Genomic DNA, 18,025 nt, shown 5'->3' on the forward strand with positions numbered 1-18,025 from the left:
ACACACCGGGGCACCCCGGGACGGCTCGCGGCACGGCCGCCTTCCCAACCCCCCATTGTGTCAGTCAGACGATTACACTGACGGATGTGCCTCAGCTTCGTCTCGCCCTGAACCAGATCGACTCCTGCGTCGGCGATCTCGCCGGGAACGCCGAGTCGATCGTCCGCTGGACCCGCCGCTCGGCGGAGCGGGGCGCCCATCTGGTGGCGTTCCCCGAGATGGCGCTGACCGGCTACCCGGTCGAGGACCTCGCGCTCCGCTCCTCCTTCGTGGAGGCCAGCCGGGAGGCGCTGCGCGCGCTCGCCGTCCGCCTGGAGGCGGAGGGACTCGGGGAGCTGCCGGTGATCGTCGGCTACCTCGACCGCAGCGAGGCGGCGGAGCCCCGCCTGGGCCGCCCCGCCGGTGCCCCGCGCAACGCCGCCGCCGTGCTCCACCGCGGCGCGGCCGTGCTGACCTTCGCCAAGCACCACCTGCCGAACTACGGCGTCTTCGACGAGTTCCGGTACTTCGTGCCGGGCGAGACGATGCCGGTGGTCCGCGTGCACGGCGTGGACGTCGCCCTGGCGATCTGCGAGGACCTCTGGCAGGAGGGCGGCCGGGTGCCCGGCGCCCGCTCCGCCGGGGCGGGGCTGCTGCTCTCCGTCAACGCTTCGCCGTACGAGCGCGAGAAGGACGACACCCGGCTCGAACTGGTCCGCAAGCGCGCCCAGGAGGCGGGCTGCACCACCGCGTACCTCGCGATGACCGGCGGCCAGGACGAGCTGGTCTTCGACGGCGACACGATCGTCGTGGACCGCGACGGCGAAGTCGTGGTGCGCGCCCCGCAGTTCGAGGAGACCTGCGTCGTCGTCGACCTCGACCTGCCGGCGGCCGCCGCCGAGGCCCCCTCGGGAACCATTGACGACGGACTGCGCATCGAGCACGTGACCCTCTCCGCGGAGCCGCTCCCGGCGTACGAGCCGGAGCCCGCGGCGGGTGCGGTGCAGCACCTGAGCGACGACGCAGAGGTCTACAAGGCGCTGGTCACGGGCCTGCGCGCGTACGTCGCCAAGAACGGCTTCCGCAGCGTCCTCATCGGGCTGTCCGGCGGCATCGACTCGGCCCTCGTCGCCGCGATCGCGGTCGACGCGGTGGGCGCGGAGAACGTGTACGGCGTGGCGATGCCGTCCCGCTACTCCTCGGAGCACTCGATCGCGGACGCCGAGGAACTCGCCCGCCGTACGGGCCTGCACTTCCGGGTGCGGCCCATTGCCCCGATGTTCGACGCGTACATGGGCGAGCTGGGCCTGACCGGCCTGTCCGAGGAGAACCTCCAGTCCCGCCTGCGCGGCACCATGCTGATGGCGATCTCCAACCAGGAGGGCCACATCGTCCTCGCGCCGGGCAACAAGTCCGAGCTGGCGTGCGGCTATTCGACCCTGTACGGCGACTCGGTGGGCGCGTACGGCCCGATCAAGGACGTCTACAAGACCCTGATCTTCCACCTCGCCAAGTGGCGCAACGCGGCGGCCGCGGAGCGCGGCGAGACCCCGCCGATCCCGGAGAACTCCATCACCAAGCCGCCGAGCGCCGAGCTGCGCCCCGGCCAGGTGGACACGGACTCCCTCCCGGACTACGACGTCCTGGACCGCATCCTGGAGCTGTACGTCGACCGCGACCAGGGCCGCGCGGCGATCGTGGCGGCGGGCTTCGACGCGGAGCTGGTGACGCGGGTGCTGCGGCTGGTGGACACGGCCGAGTACAAGCGGCGCCAGTACCCGCCGGGCACGAAGATCTCGGCGAAGGGCTTCGGCAAGGACCGGCGACTGCCGATCACCAACCGGTGGCGGGAGTCGGGCTGAGCCGTCCGACCCACGACTGAGCGGGCCGCTCCGAGCGGCCCGCTCAGTGCGTTCTCGGCGCCCAACTCGCCCGGACATCCCGGCCACTCCGCACTTCACGGCCCATCAGGGGGCCAGCCGTACGAAGCGGAACTCCGTGGTAGGTTTGCCCGGACCGCCATCACATATGGCTATATGCATACCGAATCGGGGGATTCGCGTTGATTTCGCGTACGCGCACACTTTTCTTCAGCGGCCTCGGTGCCGCTTCCATCGTTCTGGGGGCCGCTGCTCCCGGCATCGCCGCGGGCACGCCCGACCAGCAGGGCGACACGCTGCCCTCCGCGGTCGAGACGTTCGAGTACCCGGGCGCCGCGAAGATCCTCAAGGAGCGCGGCATCAAGCTCTACAGCGGTGACGGGCACATCCTGCTGGCCGACTGCAAGGCCGCCAGCGACATCACCGTCATCACGAAGAAGCGCGACGACGTCAACCAGGGCAAGATCTGCTTCAAGGTCAGCAAGAGCGCCAAGAAGGGCTACCTCTCCCTGGACATCCCCGACGTGCTCATGATCGGTGCCGGGGACCGCGAGATCTGGGCCTCCGTCGGTGGCCCCACCGGCATGGTCAACGTGCCCAAGAACGATGCCAAGGCCGTCGGTGAGCCGGTCTGGGGCGAGCCCGCCGAGCTGCTGGCGCTCCAGTTCTGACGCCACCGCGCTCGCGTTCCAGGCACGCTCACTACTCGGGCCCCGTGACACAAGGGGCCCTGGAGGAACAACCGCATGACTGCCATCCGTCCGCGCGCCGCGTGGATGACCGGACTTGCCGTTTCCGCCGTCGCGGCAAGCCTGCTGACCAGTGTTCCGGCGCACGCCGTCGTCGGTGAACCGGCTGCCGACGGCGCCTACGCCTTCACGGCGAAGCTCGACATCGACGACGGCAGGCGCAGCTGCTCCGGCGCCCTCGTCCAGCAGGAGTGGCTGATCACGGCCGCCAGCTGCTTCACCGAGGACCCGGCAAAGGGTTTCAAGGTCGCCCCGGGCGCACCGAAGTGGAAGACGACTGCCACCATCGGCCGTACCGACCTCGGCCGTGAGGACAGCGGCACGGTCGTGGACGTCGTCGAGCTGGTCCCGCGCGAGGACCGCGACCTGGTGATGGCCCGGCTGGCGCAGCCGGTCACCAACGTCAAGCCGGTGGACGCCCTCGGGTACGAACTGCCGCTGCCGAACAAGACCCTGCGGGCGACCGGCTACGGCCGGACCAAGGACGAGTGGGTTCCCGACCGCCTGCACTCCGCCGACTTCAAGGTCGGCTCGACGACCGCCACCACCCTGCGCCTCGACGGCGTGTCCCCTGACGCCGCCGTGTGCCAGGGCGACACGGGCGGCCCGGTCTTCACGTACGAACAGGACTACGCCCAGCTGTACGGCATCCACAGCACCTCCGGCCAGGCCGGCTGCTTCGGCACGGACGAGTCCGAGAAGCGCCGGACCGCGTCGGAGACCCGCGTCGACGACATCGCCGGCTGGATCCAGGCCGTCGCCTCCCGCAACGTCCTGTCCCGGGTGAACTGGAAGGACGCGGTCCATGTCGTCCCGGGCCACTTCGCCTCGCTCGACGGTGAGCGCTCGGACCTCTTCGTCGTCTGGGCCGACGGCTCTGCCAGCATCTTCGAGAGCTCCGGCAAGCAGGACCCCAAGTACCCGTTCATGAACGAGTACAAGATTGCTCTTCCGGGCAGCTACTGGAAGAACGCCGAGGCCATCACCAGCACCCAGGCCAGCCCTTCCGGCCACGACGGGCTCACCGTCCGCTGGAACACCGGCAAGCTCTCGACCTACAACGAGGTCGACACGTACGGCGTCCACTACGAGACCACGCTGGCATACAGCAACAGCTGGAAGTACGCCCGCTCCATCGCAGCCGGCCGTCACACCGACAAGTACAGGCGCAACGACCTGGTCGTCCTGTGGGCCGACGGCTCGACTTCCATGTACTCCGACACCGACGCCTTCGGCGTCTCCAAGGAGACCCAGCTGACCGGGTCGGACAAGACCCGGGTCGACGCTCAGATCACCTCCGGCCAGTTCACCGGCAAGGGCACGGACGATCTGATCATCCGCACCAGGAACGGCAAGGCCGACCTCTTCCCCGGCCTCGACACGACCGGCTTCCACGGCAGCACCAGCCTCCGCGCGGACGGCTCGTCCTGGAAGTCCGCCAAGACCGTGACGGCCGGCTCCTTCGGACGCAGCGGCAAGGAAGACCTCCTCGTCCGCTGGGCCGACGGCAACCTGAGCTACTACGTCGACGTGGACGCCTCCGGCACCCACGACGAGATCCAGCTCATCGGCTGACGCACGCCCCTCACGACGATGCCCTCACTCCCGGGACGACCCGGCGGTGGGGGCATCGCGCCGTCCGCGCACCACCAGCCCCTCCAGCAGCCGCCCCGTCGCCTCCGCGACCTCGTCGACGGCCTGCTCGAAGACGGCCCGGTTGTGCTCGGCCGGGGCGTGGAAGCCCGACACCTTCCGCACGTACTGCAGCGCCGCCGCCCGGATGTCCTCCTCGCCCGCCTCAGGCCTGACGGGCGGCCTCAGCGTCTTGATGCTCCGGCACATGCTCCAAGTGTGCACCCGCGACCACCCGCGAGCCCTCTTCCTCCCCGCGGTCCAGCGCCCCCGCCACCGCCGCGATCGCCAGCCCCGCCATCGCCAGGACCGCGCCCACCAGCGTGGGCGACGTCCAGCCCCAGCCCTCCGCGATGGCGGCGCCGCCCAGCCAGGCGCCGCCCGCGTTGGCGAGGTTGAAGGCCGAGTGGTTGGAGGCGGCCGCCAGGGTCGGGGCCTGCCTGGCCTTGCGCATGACCAGCATCTGCAGCGGAGTGGTCGTCATGAAGCCCACCGCACCCAGCAGCACGACCGTCACCAGCGCCGCCCACTTCACGTGCACGGTGAAGTCGAAGAGCAGCAGGACCACCGCGAGCGCGGCCAGCGAGCCGTACAGGGTGGGGCGCAGCGCCCGGTCGGTCAGGGGGCCGGCGGCGAGGGCGCCGAGGGTCATGCCGGTGCCGAAGAGGGCGAGCACGAACGTCACGGAGGTCTCGGAGAAGCCGGTGACCTGGGTGCTCATCGACGCGAGATAGCTGTAGACCGCGAAGACGCCGGCGAAGCCGAAGACCGCGGTGAGCAGCGCGAGCAGCACCTGCCGGCCGCCCAGGGCGCGCAGCTCCCTGCCCAGTCCCCCGCCCTGCTCCCGGGGTATGTGCGGGACGAGGAGGGCGAGGGCGGCCATGGCCACCAGCCCGATGCCCGTCACCACCAGGAAGGTGGCGCGCCAGCCGAGGTGCTGGCCGAGGAGCGTGGCGGTGGGGACGCCGACGACGTTGGCGACGGTGAGGCCCAGGAACATCGTCGCGACCGCCCTGGCCTGGCGGCCCTCGCTCACCAGCCGGGCGGCGACGACCGACCCCACGCCGAAGAACGCCCCGTGCGGCAGCCCGGCGAGCACCCGGCCCGCGAGGAGCAGCTCGAAGTCGGGGGCCACCGCCGAGGCGAGGTTGCCGACCGTGAAGAGGGCCATGAGCAGCACGAGCATCCGCTTGCGCGGGAGGCGCGCGCCCAGGGCGGCGAGCAGCGGGGCGCCGACCACCACGCCGAGGGCGTAGGCCGAGACGAGGTGACCGGCGGTGGGTACGGAGGTTCCGAGGTCGTCGGCGACGTTGGGCAGCAGGCCCATCATCACGAACTCGGTGGTTCCGATGCCGAAGGCGGAGACGGCGAGCGCCAGCAGCGCCAGGGGCATGAGAGGGCCTTTCGGAAGGGTGTACGAGGCAGCCTTCCAGCTTAGGGCGTGTCCGAGGGCGTCAGATCTTCATCCGGGCGGCGACCGGCAGGTGATCGCTCGGGGTCTTGGGCAGGGTCCATGCCGAGACGGGGTCCATGCCGCGCACCATGATCTGGTCGATGCGCGCCATCGGGAAGCTCGCGGGCCAGCTGAAGCCGAAGCCGTCGCCCGCCGCGCCCTGTGCCGAGCGCAGCTGCGAGGTGACGGGCGCGAGCGAGCGGTCGTTCATGGTGCCGTTGAGGTCGCCGAGGAGGACGACCTTCCGTACGGACTCGTGGGCGATGGCCTGGCCGAGCGCGGCCGCGCTGTTGTCGCGCTGCCCGGCGGTGAAGCCGGCGTTGAACTTCACGCGCACCGAGGGCAGGTGGGCGACGTAGACGGCCACCGGGCCCTGCGGGGTCTCGACGGTGGCGCGCAGCGCCCGGGTCCAGCCCATCTTGATGTCGACGGGGCGGGCGTCGCTCAGCGGGTACTTGCTCCACACGCCGACGGTGCCCTGCACGGAGTGGTACTTGTACGCGCCCGCCATCGCCCGCTCGTAGCGGGAGGCGTCGCTCAGCTCCTCCAGGGCCACGACGTCCGCGCCGGAGGCGGCGACCGCCCTGGCGGTGGCGGCGGGGTCGGGGTTCTCGGCGTTGACGTTGTGGGTGGCGACCGTGAAGTTGCCGCCCTTGCCGGACTTGTCGCTGATCAGGCCGCCGAAGAGGTTGACCCAGACGATGCCTGGCAGGAGCAGCGCGATCAGGGCGGTCGCGGAGCGGCGGAGCACGGCGAGGACCAGCAGCACCGGGACGAAGAGCCCCAGCCACGGCAGAAACGTCTCTGTGAGGCTGCCGAGGTTGCCGACCCGGTTGGGCAGGTGGGTATGCAGCAGCATCAGCAGGCCCAGCAGCGCCGCGAGCACCGCGATGACGATGCCGCGCCGCCAGATGCCGGGGCTCTGCCACCGGCCCGTTCCCTGCCACCGGCCGAGGAAGTGCCGGGCTCCGGAGCCGGTCCGCTCCGGAGCGGCTCCCTCGAGACCCGTCTCCTCCATGTGCGCCTGCGGCATCGGCTGTCCTCACTGCTTCGTGTGCTCCGCCCCCGCCACCAGACGATAGGCGATCAACGGTCGTGTTGATCACCAACGGGCGGCGGGGCTTACCGGACGCCCCTGGCGGGGGTGTCGGGGTGGAGGACGTGCGTCCGGCGGGCGCGGGTTCCTGCGCGGAGGCCGTGACGGGGAGCTGTGACACAACGGGCACAATCGGACCGCGGGCGCGGAGACGTGCCCGGAGACATGCGCGGAGACGTGCGCGGAGACGTGCGCGGCCGGCCGGCGATCAGCCGCCGGAAGGGCCGCCCACCGGGCGTACGCCGCCCGCCGGCCGCACTCCGTCCAGCACGGTGTCGACGATCTGCTCGACCAGCTCCTCGGGCAGCTCCCGCCACTCGTGGAGCATGACCCGGGAGAGCATCGGGCTCACCAGCAGATCGGTGAGCAGCTCGACGTCCAGCCCGGCGCGGATCTCGCCGGTGACCGCGCCGCGCCGCAGCACGTCGAAGAAGGCCTGGCGGCGGGCCGCGACGACGGTGTCGTGGTACTCCCGCCAGAGCTTCGGCCGGCTCTGCACCTGGGCGATGACCGTGCGCATCACGGCGGACGAGCGCTTGGCGAGGACGCGGCGGCGTACGAACTGAAGCAGGGTCACGAGGTCGTCCCGCACCGAGAGCCCGGCCGGCTCGGGCGCGGTCTCCTCCACGGAGCGCAGCACGTCGAGCATGAGCGCCTCCTGGTCCGCCCAGCGGCGGTAGACGGTCGCCTTGCCGACGCCCGCCTCGCGGGCTATCCGCTCCATGGACAGCTCGCCCGCGGTGGCGCCCTCCTCGAGCAGCCGCAGCACGGTCTCGACGACGGTCGCGTCGACGGCGGCGCTGCGGGGCCGCCCGCGCCGCCCGTCCGCCCCGCCGGCGACTGCGCTCGCGGCCGGGGCGGCCGCTCCGGCCCGCGCCCCGCACCCCGCCGCGCTCACTTGCCCGCTCCCGCCGCCTGCTGCCGCTCGGCCCCCGGCCGGGCCGAGCCCGCTCCGGCTCCCGCCCCGCCCCTGCCCGGCAGGAAGAGCGCGACGACGACGGCGCCGAGCACCGCGACGGAGGAGGCGCAGAGGACGGTGACGTGCATGGCGTGGATGAAGGCGTCCTTGGCAGGGCCGACGAGGCCCTGGCCCGCCGGGCCGAGCCGCCGGGCGACGACCAGGGTGGCCTCGACGGACTCCCCGGCGACATGCCGGGCCTCCCCCGTCAGGCCCGGCACGGCGTCGAGCCGGCCGGAGATCCCGTCGCGGTAGGTGGTGGAGAGCACCGAGCCGAGCACGGCCACGCCGAGCGCACCGCCGATCTGCCGGAAGGTGTTGTTCACGGCGGAGCCGGAGCCCGCCTTCTCGCGCGGCAGGGACTGCATGATCGAGACGGTGGCGGGCGGCATGATGTGCGCCATCGCGGCGCCCTGGAAGAAGAACAGCACCTCCAGGACCCAGATGGGGGTGTCCCGCCCCATCAGCGTCAGACCGGCCATGGTGCAGGAGACGAGCAGCATGCCGCAGGTGCACACGGCCCGCGCCCCGAACTTCTCGACGACGAGGCGGGCGCGCGGCGCGAAGAACATCTGGGAGACGGCGATCGGCAGCAGGAGCATCCCGCTCTGCAGCGGGCTGTAGCCGCGCACGCTCTGGGTGTAGAAGACGGTGAAGAAGGTCACGCCCATCAGGGCGAAGAACACCAGGGCGATGGAGGAGACGGCGGCGGAGAACGCCGGGTTGCGGAAGTACCGCACGTCCAGGGCCGGGTGGTCGCTGCGCCGCTCGTGCAGCACGAAGAGGACCAGCACCAGCAGGCCGCCGCCGGCCGTGCCGAAGACCTCGGGCTCGGTGAAGTCGGCGAGCTGCCCGCCCTTGATGATGCCGTAGACCAGCAGGACGAGCCCGACGACGGACAGCAGCACGCCGACCGGGTCGAGCCGGCCGGGCTTGGGGTCTCTGGAGTTGGGGACCAGGATCGCCATCGCCGTCATGGCGGTGATCACGATGGGCACGTTGACGAGGAAGACCGAGCCCCACCAGAAGTGGTCCAGCAGGATGCCGCCGGTGATCGGCCCGATGGCGATGGCGAGCCCGACCGCGCCGGCCCAGATGCCGATGGCCTTGGGCTGCTCGTCCCGCTCGAAGACGTTCATGATGATCGCCAGCGTGGTGGGCATCACGAAGGCGCCGCCGAAGCCCATGACCGCGCGGAAGGCGATCAGCTCGGTGGGCGAGCCCGCCAGCGCGGAGAGCACCGAGCCGATGCCGAAGACGGTCATGCCGAAGAGCAGGACCTTCTTGCGGCCGAGCCGGTCGCCCAGCAGTCCGGCGGTGAACAGTATTCCGGCGAACACCAGCGTGTAGGAGTTGATCGCCCACTCCAGCTCGCTCTGGGTGGCCCCCAGGCCGGTCGGGGCCGGCGTGGCGATCGTCTTCATCGCCACGTTGAGGATGGAGTTGTCCAGGACGACGATCAGCAGGCTGAACAGCAGGACGGTCAGGATCGCCCACCGCCTGCGGTGCACGGCCTCGGGCACCTTGCGCGGTGGAGCTATCGGAGTTGCCATGGGCACAGCCTAAGCCTATTTCGATACGAACCCGTCTCGTATCGGATTTTTTGAACGACTGGTCGAACGGGGGCCGGGGGGTCACTTCCCCGCCCGGACGGGCCGTGCAAGCATGGAGGTGATCCGGGGACGCCGTCAGGGCGCCTCGAGACGACAGAACACAGGAGCCACGGCAATGACGCATGCCTTGAAGACCCCCGACAGCAGCCAGAGCAGCCAGCAGAGCAGCAAGGCGCTGTACGGCGGTACGAGTTCCCGGCGCATCACCGTCCGCGACATCGCCGCCGCCAAGGAGCGCGGTGAGAAGTGGCCCATGCTCACCGCCTACGACGCGATGACCGCTTCCGTCTTCGACGAGGCGGGCATACCCGTCATGCTCGTGGGCGACTCGATGGGCAACTGCCACCTCGGCTACGAGTCCACGGTCCCGGTGACCATGGACGAGATCACGATCCTCTCGGCCGCCGTCGTACGGGGCACCAAGCGCGCCCTGATCGTCGGCGACCTGCCCTTCGGCTCGTACCAGGAGGGCGCGGTACAGGCGCTCCGCAGCGCCACCCGGCTGGTGAAGGAGGCCGGCGTCGGCGCGGTGAAGCTGGAGGGCGGCGAGCGCTCGGCCCACCAGATCGAGCTGCTGGTGCAGTCCGGCATCCCGGTCATGGCCCACATCGGCCTCACCCCGCAGTCCGTCAACGCCTACGGCGGCTACCCGGTGCAGGGCCGCGGCGAGGAGGCGGCCCAGCAGCTGCTCCGCGACGCCAAGGCCGTCCAGGACGCGGGCGCCTTCGCGGTCGTCCTGGAACTGGTCCCGGCGGAGCTGGCGGCCGAGGTGACGCGCATGCTGCACATCCCGACGGTGGGGATCGGCGCGGGGGTGGAGTGCGATGCGCAGGTGCTGGTGTGGACGGACATGGCGGGCATGACGGCGGGCCGTCTGCCGCGCTTCGTGAAGCAGTACGCGCAGCTGCGCGAGACGCTCGGGGGCGCGGCGAAGGCGTTCGCGGAGGACGTGGTGAGCGGGGCGTACCCGGCGAAGGAGCACGCGTTCCACTAGGCGGTGGGGGCGGGGTGGTTCTTTCCCCACCCCGCCCCTTCCCGAAACTGGGGCTGCGCCCCAGACCCCGGACCGCGCTCCGCGCGGTGTCCTCAAACGCCGGACGGGCTGGATTTGTCCCCCGCCCCCGGTTTCGGGAAGGGGCGGGACTGGGGAAAAGGCCACCCGCCCCCCTGTCGGCGGCCTGTCGGCCGTCTGTCGGTGGGGCGGCAGCCACGTCGGCCCCCTGTCGGCAGCCGCTGACACCGTAAGCGGCATGACGCGAATCAACACCCCCACCCCCCGCGGCAACGCCGTAGAAGTCCGGGGCCTGGTCAAACACTTCGGCAACACCAAAGCCCTCGACGGCGTCGACCTCGACGTCCCCGAAGGCACCGTCCTCGGCGTCCTCGGCCCCAACGGCGCCGGCAAGACCACCCTCGTGCGGTGCCTGTCCACCCTGGTCCGGCCCGACGCCGGCACCGCCCGCGTCGCGGGCTACGACGTGCTGACGCAGCCTCGCCAGCTGCGCCGCGTGATCGGACTGACGGGGCAGTACGCCTCCGTCGACGAGAAGCTCGCCGGGCGCGAGAACCTCTACATGATCGGGCGGCTCCTCGATCTCTCCCGCAAGGAGGCCTGGCGGCGGGCCGACGAGATGCTGGAGCGCTTCTCGCTCACCGAGGCCGCCAAGCGCCCCGCCATGCAGTACTCCGGCGGCATGCGGCGCCGGCTCGACCTCGCCGCCTCCATGATCGGCCGCCCGGCCGTGCTCTACCTGGACGAGCCCACGACCGGCCTCGACCCGCGCACCCGCAACGAGGTGTGGGCCGAGGTCCAGCGGATGGTCGGCGAGGGCAGCACCGTCCTGCTCACCACGCAGTACATGGAGGAGGCCGAGCAGCTGGCCGACGAGCTGACCGTGATCGACCGGGGCCGGGTGATCGCCGGCGGCCGGGTCGACGAGCTGAAGGCCAAGGTCGGCGGGCGCACCCTGCAGATCCGCCCGGCGGACCGCGGCGAGCTGGCCCGCATGGTCGGCGCGATCGCCCAGGCGGGCCTGGACGGCATCGCCGGTGCCACGGCCGACGAGGCGGAGGGCCTGGTCAACGTACCGATCGTCAGCGACGACCAGCTCACCGCCGTGGTCGGGCTGCTCTCGGAGCGCGGGTTCCGGATCTCCGGGATCAGCACCCATCTGCCCAGCCTGGACGAGGTGTTCCTGGCCGTCACCGGCCAGAAGTCGTCCGCCCCCGCGGCAGCGGAACCCACCGACGCACTCGAGGAGGTCGCGGCATGAGCGCGGCAACGGCATACCCGAAGCAGCAGACGCCCGCCAACGCGGCAGCGGCAGCGGCCGACGAGGGCCGGATCGGCCTGCGGGCCAACCTGCGGCACATCGGCGCGCTGGCGCGCCGCAACCTGTTGCAGATCAAGGCGGACCCGGAGTCGATGTTCGACGCGGTGCTCATGCCGGTCATCTTCATCCTCCTGTTCACCTATGTCTTCGGCGGCTCGATCGCCGGCAAGGGCAACGAGCACGACTACATCAACTACCTGGTCCCCGGCCTCATGGCGATGATGGGCATGAACATCTCCATGGCCGTCGGCACGGGCGTCAACGACGACTTCAAGAAGGGGGTGATGGACCGCTTCCGCACCATGCCGATAGCCCGGTCCTCGGTCCTCATCGCGAAGATCGTGGTCGAGGTCGGCCGGATGCTGGTGGCGGTGACGATCCTGCTGGTCATGGGCCTGCTGCTGGGGCTGACCGTCAGCACGTCCGTGTTCCACCTGCTCGGCGCGGTCGCGCTGGCCATGATCTTCGGCGCCTCGCTGATGTGGATCTTCATCCTGCTGGGGCTGACGATGCGCAGTGCCCAGGCCGTGCAGGGGATGGCGATGATCGTGCTGATGCCGCTTCAGTTCGGCAGCTCCATCTTCGCCCCGACCACGAACATGCCGGGCTGGCTGGAGGGCTTCACCAAGTACAACCCGCTGTCCAACCTGGCCGACGCCTCCCGCGCCCTCATCAACGGCGGCGCCGTGGCCCACTCGGTGTGGATGACGCTGGCCTGGTCGGCGGCCATCACGCTGGTGACGGCACCCCTGGCCATCTCCAAGTTCCGCAAGAAGACCTGAGGTCCGAGGGGGCAAGGGGAACGGGGAGCCGGGGCCGGCGGCCCCGGGCACGTCAGACGAGGGCGGTCGCCTCCGCAGGGGAGAGGCGAGCGCCCTCGGCGTATGCGAGCTCGTACGCCTTGGCGCCCAGCACCGCCGAGGCCCGGGCCGCCGACCGGTCCCGGATCTCGCGCTCCATCGAGGTGACGTTGAAGCCGGCCGGGCGCAGCGCCGCGCAGGCGCCCAGCAGCAGGGCCGCCTTCCGCGCGTGTTCCTCGCCGCCCGGCTCCTCGCCCAGCACGGCGTAAGCGTGGGCGCCCTGGAGCAGTTGCACCGCCTCCAGCTGCGGCGCGACCAGCTCCGAGATCGGGTCGTGGCCCTTCGACAGCGCCCGGCGGACCTTCGGCAGGGCGTCCCGCGGCCGTCCGTCGAGGACGTCGGTCCAGGCGAGCAGGCCGCTCATCATGCCCTCGAACACGGCAATGGAGCGGTCGTCGAAGACGGCCGCGAGTTCCTCGAAGATCTCCTTCGCCTGGGCGACGTCACCGGACCGGCCGACGATCAGGCCGAGCTGGATGCGGGCGAAGGTGGCGGCGTCGCCGTTGAGACGCTCGCTGTCCGAGAGCGCTTCGCGGATCATCCGCTCTGCCTCGGCCAGGCCGATCGCCCCGCTCTCCATGAGCACGTCCGTGAGCCGGGCCTGGAGCAGGGGCACCTGCCCGGTGGAGCCCAGCTCCGCGACGCGTTGGATGGCCTCCCGGTAGTCCTCCGCCGCGGCGGCGTAGTCACCGCTGCGCTCGCGGGCCTCGGCGCGGCCGGACAGCGCCTCGGCCACGCCCCAGGAGTCGCCCAGGCCACGGAAGATCTCCAGGCTCTCGTCGGCGTCCAGGACGCCCTGCTCCATTCTGTCCACGCTGTCGTTGAACAGCTTGGCGCGCAGCTGGAGCGCGTTGGCCAGCTCCCAGTCGAAGCCGAAGCTGCGGCAGCGCTCCACGGCGGTGTCGACGAGATCGAAGAGCTGGCGGATCTCGCCCGTCAGGAGCCGTGCGTAGAACCACATCATGCCGGGAATGCGGCAGTTCTGCGGCTGCCCGTCGCCGTAGGCGGTGACGATGCCCCGCAGCAGGTGCTGCATCTCCGGGGTCTCGACTATCCGCATGTCGGACTCCATGTTGGAGAGCCCGACCAGCCGGACCCCGCGCCGTGCCTCCTCCAGCAGGTCCGGCGGCATCGGCGGCGGCTGCTCCGTGCACGAGACCAGCAGCGGCGGGGCCGGGGTCACGGGCTCGGCGAAGGGGTCCGGGCCCAGCTCGGCGACGGCCCGCGACCAGCTGCGGGCGTCCGCGCCATGGTCCCTGAGCTGCCAGAACCAGTTCAGGGAGAGCACCAGGCACAGCGCCTCCTGCTCGTCCCCGGCGGCGACGGCGTGCCGGAGCGCGGAGCGGAGGTTGTCGTGCTCCAGCTCCAGCCGGTCCAGCCACGCGTGCTGCTCGGGGCCGCGCAGCAACGGGTCGGCGGTGCGGGCCAGTTCCCGGTAGGCCACCAGGTGGCGCCGCTCCGTGGCCGCCCGCTCGCCGGACTCGTCCAGGCGCTCAGCGGCGTACTCGCCGACGGTCTCCAGCAGGCGATAGCGCATCTCGCCGTCGCCCGCGGGGGCGGCGACCACGAGGGACTTGTCGACGAGGGAGCCGAGCAGGGCGGCCACGTCCGCTGCAGCGACGGACGTGCCGTCGTTCCTGCCGTCGGCACACACCTTCTCGGCGACCGCCAGGTCGCTGCCGCCCGAGAAGACGGACAGCCTGCGCAGCACGGCCCGTTCTGGCTCGTCCAGCAGGTCCCAGGACCAGTCGACCACGGCCCGCAGGGTCTGCTGGCGCGGCAGGACGGTCCGGCTGCCGGAGGTCAGCAGGCGGAAGCGGTCGTCGAGGCGGTCGGCGAGGCCGCGGGGGGTGAGCATCCGCAGCCGGGCCGCGGCCAGTTCGATGGCGAGCGGCAGGCCGTCCAGGCGGCGGCAGATCTCGGCGCACGCCTCGGGGTCGTCGTCGATCCGGAAGCCGGGCCGTGCCGCCGCGCCCCGGTCGGCGAGCAGCCGCAGCGCGACGGGGTCGGGCAGCGGCTCCACGGGACGCACCAACTCGCCTGGCACGGCGAGCGGTTCGCGGCTCGTGGCGAGCACGGTGATGCCGGGGCACTGCGCGAGGAGGGTCTCGGCGAGACCGGCCGCCGCGTCGATGACGTGCTCGCAGTTGTCGAGTACGAGCAGCATGCGGCGCGGCGCGCAGTGCTCGGCGAGCCGCGCCAGCGGGTCGGAGGCGGTGGCGTCGGTGGCCGCCCGCAGCCCCTCGGCGGCGGTGGCGCGCACCACGGTCTCGCGGGCGCCGAGTGCGGTGAGGACGGCTTCGGGCACGGTGGCGGGATCGTCGACAGGAGCCAGCTCCGCGAACCACACCCCGTCGGGCCAGGCCCCGTCGGCCGAGGCGGCGGCCTCGGCGGCCTCCTGCGACAGCCGCGTCTTCCCGGCACCGCCGGGTCCGAGCAGCGTGACGAGCCGGTGGGCGGCGAGATCGGCACGGATGAGGGCGAGATCGTCCTCGCGACCGACGAAGGAGGTGAGGCGGGCGCGCAGGTTGCCGCGGGGTGGGGTGACGGGCGGCCGGGGCCGGTCCGGCACCGCCGGGAACGCAGCCGATGGCTGATCCCCGCCGCGACGGCGCGCACCCCCCGCCGGGGAGACCGGCGGTGCCGAACCCGCCCCCGGCGCCAGCAGCTCCGCGTGGAGCGCCCTCAGCTCCGCCCCCGGATCCGCCCCCAGCCGCTCCGCAAGCATCGCGCGAATCGACTCGTACGCGGCCAGCGCCTCCGCCGACCGCCCCGCCGCCCGCAGCGCCCGCAGCCGCAGGGCCTGCAGCGGCTCGTCGAGCGGATGGGCGTCACACAGCCCGGCCAGGTCCGGAAGGACCTGATCCACATGACCCAGGGCCAGGCCCGCCGCCAGCCGTGCCCGCCGCGCGGCGAAGTGCCGGGCCTCGGGCCGCACCGCATAGGCGGAGCCGCCCGGCAGGTCCGCGAGGGGCCGCCCGCGCCACAGCGCGAGCGCGTCGTCGAGGAGGCCCGCCGCCTTCGCGGGGTCGCCGTCCGCGAGCGCCCGCTCGCCCTCGTCCGCGAGCCGCTCGAAGCGGTGCAGGTCGACGTCGTCGGGCTCGGCGCACAGCCGGTAGCCGCCGGCCTCGGAGGCCACCGCCCCGGGCCCGAGGGCCCGCCGCAGCCGCCCCACCAGCGCCTGGAGCGCACCCACCGCGTCCGCGGGCGGCTCGCCGTCCCAGACGTCGTCGATCAGCGCGTCCACCCCGCGGACCCGCCCGGGGTGCAGCGCGAGCGCGGCCAGCAGCGCGCGCAGCCGGGCCCCGCCGGGGGCCAGGGGCCGGCCGTCGTCGGAGAACGCCTGTGTGGAGCCGAGGATGCCGTAACGCATCGGCCCATTGTCCCCCGGCCGCCCTCGGGCCAGAACATCCCGCAACGGCCGCCCGCTACGCCTCTTCGTCTCCCCGAGGCCGACGAAGTACCGTCGCCCGGTACGTTCGTACGCCCGGGGCCCGCCCCGGCAGTCCCACCCATATCCACCCGCCACTGAGATCCGCCGGGATCCACTGGCCCCACCCGACACCAGGAGCACACAGAAATGTCATTCACCGCGACCCGCGGCGAACGGCGCATAAGCCCCGTATTCCTCGCCCTCGTCGCCATCATGGCGGTCTCCATATGGGCGGTGTGGACCGATTTCTCGGCGAGCCCCGGCTTCGCCGTGTTCCTGTTCGTGACCTCGGGCTGGATCGTCTCGCTCTGCCTCCACGAGTACGGGCACGCCCGCACCGCCCTGCACGGCGGTGACATCACGGTCGGGGCCAAGGGGTACCTCACCCTCAACCCGCTCCTCTACACCCACGCCCTGCTCAGCATCGTGCTGCCGGTGATCTTCGTGATCATGGGCGGCATCGGCCTGCCCGGCGGCGCGGTCTTCATCGAGCAGCACCGCATCCGCAGCCGCTGGAAGCAGAGCCTGGTCTCGGCGGCGGGCCCGCTGACGAACCTGGTGTTCGCGGCCGTGGTCAGCGCCCCGTTCTGGCTGGGCGTGATGGACGGGGCGCCGGACAACTTCCGTTACGCGCTCGCCTTCATGGTCCTGCTCGAGGTGACCGCCGTGCTGCTGAACCTGCTGCCCATCCCGGGCCTGGACGGCTTCGGCATCATCGAGCCCTGGCTGCCGTACAACGTGCGCCGCCAGCTGGCGCCGTACGCGTGGATCGGTCTGCTCGCGGTCTTCGGCTTCCTGCGGATCCCCGAGGTGAACCACGCCTTCTTCGACATGATCAACGCGATCCTGCGGACCCTGGGCGTGACCGAGTGGGACACCTACTGGGGCCGCGAGCTGTTCGAGTTCTGGCGCGGCACGCCGGACATACCGCCGCTGAACACGGTCAACGTCGGCTGACGACCGGCGCCAGCTGACCGGCGCCAGCTGACCGGCGCCGTAAAAGCCCCGGCCGACCGGCCTCAGCCCGCCGCGCCGCCGCCCTGCCCGGCGGCAGCGGCCGCGGCAGCCCGGTCGTTCTTCTGCTTGCGGATGTAGTACCAGGCGATGTTGGACGAGACGCCCACGAGCAGGATCCACACCGCACCGAGCCAGCTGCCCCGCGCGAAGGAGACGACGGCGGCCGCCGTCGCGAGGGCGCAGACGACAAAGGCGTAGATGGCGAGACGGGGCATGGGGGCGGCTCCTGTCCGGTGTCCGGGGGCGCATGTGCGTACGATCCCGGTCATTGTCCCCCATGCCCCCGAGCGGTCAGACGTCGGTGACGCGCAGGCCCGCGTGCGCCTTGTAGCGGCGGTTCATGGAGATCAGGTTGGCGACCATGGACTCCACCTGGTGGGCGTTGCGCAGCCGGCCCGCGTAGACGCCGCGCATGCCGGGGATGCGGCCGGCCAGCGCCTGCACGACGTCGGTGTCGGCCCGCTTCTCGCCCAGGACCATCACATCGGTGTCGATCTCCGCGATCTCCGGGTCGGAGAGCAGCACGGCGGACAGGTGGTGGAAGGCGGCCGTGACCCGCGAGTCCGGCAGCAGGGCGGCGGCCTGCTGGGCGGCGCTGCCCTCCTCCGGCTTGAGCGCGTAGGCGCCCTGCTTGTCGAAGCCGAGCGGGTTGACGCAGTCGACGACGAGCTTCCCGGCCAGCTCCTCACGCAGCGACTCGAGCGTCTTGGCGTGGCCCTCCCACGGCACGGCGACGATCACGATGTCGCTGCGCCGCGCGCACTCGGCGTTGTCGTGGCCCTCGATGCCCAGCCCCAGCTCGGCGGCCGCGGCCTCGGCGCGCTCGGCGGCCCGGGAGCCGATGATCACCCGCTGGCCGGCCTTGGCCAGCCGATAGGCGAGGCCGCGCCCCTGGTCCCCGGTGCCGCCGAGCACGCCGACCACCAGGCCGGAAACGTCGGGAAGGTCCCAAGGGTCCTTCGCGGGAGCCTTCTTCGCCTCATCAGAAGTAGTCATGACAGCGATACTGTCACGCCCGTTCC

General features: G+C 71.9%; 15 protein-coding genes. 7 read left to right on the forward strand and 8 right to left on the reverse strand.

The window, feature by feature from the left end; all coding sequences use genetic code 11:
• Positions 1 to 86: 86 nt before the first annotated feature.
• The 3 genes from AC1Z4A_RS07875 to AC1Z4A_RS07885 all read left to right on the forward strand — a co-directional run bounded on the left by AC1Z4A_RS07875 (position 87) and on the right by AC1Z4A_RS07885 (position 4,183).
• Complete coding sequence (locus tag AC1Z4A_RS07875) at positions 87 to 1,841, forward strand: NAD+ synthase (RefSeq protein ID WP_483677134.1); 1,755 nt, start codon at positions 87 to 89, stop codon at positions 1,839 to 1,841.
• A 200-nt stretch (positions 1,842 to 2,041) separates the two neighbouring features.
• Positions 2,042 to 2,530, forward strand: a complete 489-nt coding sequence (locus AC1Z4A_RS07880; protein WP_483677135.1) for a hypothetical protein — start codon at positions 2,042 to 2,044, stop codon at positions 2,528 to 2,530.
• Between the two features lie 75 nt (positions 2,531 to 2,605).
• Positions 2,606 to 4,183, forward strand: coding sequence for a S1 family peptidase (locus AC1Z4A_RS07885; protein WP_483677136.1), 1,578 nt, complete (start codon positions 2,606 to 2,608; stop codon positions 4,181 to 4,183).
• A 24-nt stretch (positions 4,184 to 4,207) separates the two neighbouring features.
• Here AC1Z4A_RS07885 and AC1Z4A_RS07890 read toward each other — a convergent pair whose 3' ends face one another.
• The 5 genes from AC1Z4A_RS07890 to AC1Z4A_RS07910 all read right to left on the reverse strand — a co-directional run bounded on the left by AC1Z4A_RS07890 (position 4,208) and on the right by AC1Z4A_RS07910 (position 9,300).
• Positions 4,208 to 4,450 (reverse strand): DUF2277 domain-containing protein, encoded by a 243-nt coding sequence (locus tag AC1Z4A_RS07890; RefSeq protein WP_483677137.1) that lies wholly within the window; start codon positions 4,448 to 4,450, stop codon positions 4,208 to 4,210.
• A complete protein-coding gene (locus AC1Z4A_RS07895; RefSeq protein WP_483677138.1) occupies positions 4,407 to 5,633 on the reverse strand; it encodes an MFS transporter in 1,227 nt (408 codons plus the stop codon). Before AC1Z4A_RS07895 ends, AC1Z4A_RS07890 begins: the two co-directional genes overlap by 44 nt.
• 61 nt (positions 5,634 to 5,694) lie before the next feature.
• On the reverse strand, positions 5,695 to 6,726 hold the full coding sequence (locus tag AC1Z4A_RS07900; protein ID WP_483677139.1) for an endonuclease/exonuclease/phosphatase family protein: 1,032 nt from the start codon (positions 6,724 to 6,726) through the stop codon (positions 5,695 to 5,697).
• Between the two features lie 271 nt (positions 6,727 to 6,997).
• Positions 6,998 to 7,687 carry a TetR/AcrR family transcriptional regulator gene (locus AC1Z4A_RS07905; RefSeq protein WP_483677140.1) on the reverse strand — a complete coding sequence of 230 codons (690 nt, stop codon included), beginning with the start codon at positions 7,685 to 7,687 and terminating at the stop codon, positions 6,998 to 7,000.
• Complete coding sequence (locus AC1Z4A_RS07910) at positions 7,684 to 9,300, reverse strand: MFS transporter (RefSeq protein WP_483677141.1); 1,617 nt, start codon at positions 9,298 to 9,300, stop codon at positions 7,684 to 7,686. Before AC1Z4A_RS07910 ends, AC1Z4A_RS07905 begins: the two co-directional genes overlap by 4 nt.
• A gap of 175 nt (positions 9,301 to 9,475) precedes the next feature.
• Between AC1Z4A_RS07910 and panB the strand changes: the two genes are divergently transcribed.
• The 3 genes from panB (at position 9,476) to AC1Z4A_RS07925 (ending at position 12,475) form a co-directional block, all read left to right on the forward strand.
• Positions 9,476 to 10,354, forward strand: a complete 879-nt coding sequence (gene panB / locus AC1Z4A_RS07915) for a 3-methyl-2-oxobutanoate hydroxymethyltransferase (RefSeq protein ID WP_483677142.1) — start codon at positions 9,476 to 9,478, stop codon at positions 10,352 to 10,354.
• 256 nt (positions 10,355 to 10,610) lie between these two features.
• The gene (locus AC1Z4A_RS07920; RefSeq protein WP_483677143.1) at positions 10,611 to 11,633 is read left to right on the forward strand and encodes an ATP-binding cassette domain-containing protein; all 1,023 of its coding nucleotides are present in this window, start codon (positions 10,611 to 10,613) and stop codon (positions 11,631 to 11,633) included.
• A complete protein-coding gene (locus AC1Z4A_RS07925) occupies positions 11,630 to 12,475 on the forward strand; it encodes an ABC transporter permease (protein WP_483677144.1) in 846 nt (281 codons plus the stop codon). Before AC1Z4A_RS07920 ends, AC1Z4A_RS07925 begins: the two co-directional genes overlap by 4 nt.
• 52 nt (positions 12,476 to 12,527) lie before the next feature.
• Here AC1Z4A_RS07925 and AC1Z4A_RS07930 read toward each other — a convergent pair whose 3' ends face one another.
• Entirely contained in the window at positions 12,528 to 15,926 is a 3,399-nt protein-coding gene (locus AC1Z4A_RS07930; protein WP_483677145.1) for an AfsR/SARP family transcriptional regulator, read from the reverse strand.
• 207 nt (positions 15,927 to 16,133) lie between these two features.
• Here AC1Z4A_RS07930 and AC1Z4A_RS07935 point away from each other — a divergent pair, with 207 nt between their 5' ends.
• Complete coding sequence (locus AC1Z4A_RS07935; RefSeq protein WP_483677146.1) at positions 16,134 to 16,943, forward strand: site-2 protease family protein; 810 nt, start codon at positions 16,134 to 16,136, stop codon at positions 16,941 to 16,943.
• Between the two features lie 62 nt (positions 16,944 to 17,005).
• Here AC1Z4A_RS07935 and AC1Z4A_RS07940 read toward each other — a convergent pair whose 3' ends face one another.
• Together AC1Z4A_RS07940 and npdG are read right to left on the reverse strand one after the other, a co-directional pair.
• Positions 17,006 to 17,218, reverse strand: coding sequence for a hypothetical protein (locus AC1Z4A_RS07940; RefSeq protein ID WP_483677147.1), 213 nt, complete (start codon positions 17,216 to 17,218; stop codon positions 17,006 to 17,008).
• Positions 17,219 to 17,294: 76 nt separating this feature from the next.
• A complete protein-coding gene (gene npdG, locus AC1Z4A_RS07945; protein WP_483677148.1) occupies positions 17,295 to 17,999 on the reverse strand; it encodes an NADPH-dependent F420 reductase in 705 nt (234 codons plus the stop codon).
• Between the last annotated feature and the right edge of the window lie 26 nt (positions 18,000 to 18,025).

Source organism: Streptomyces sp. 17_S59 (assembly GCF_056930295.1).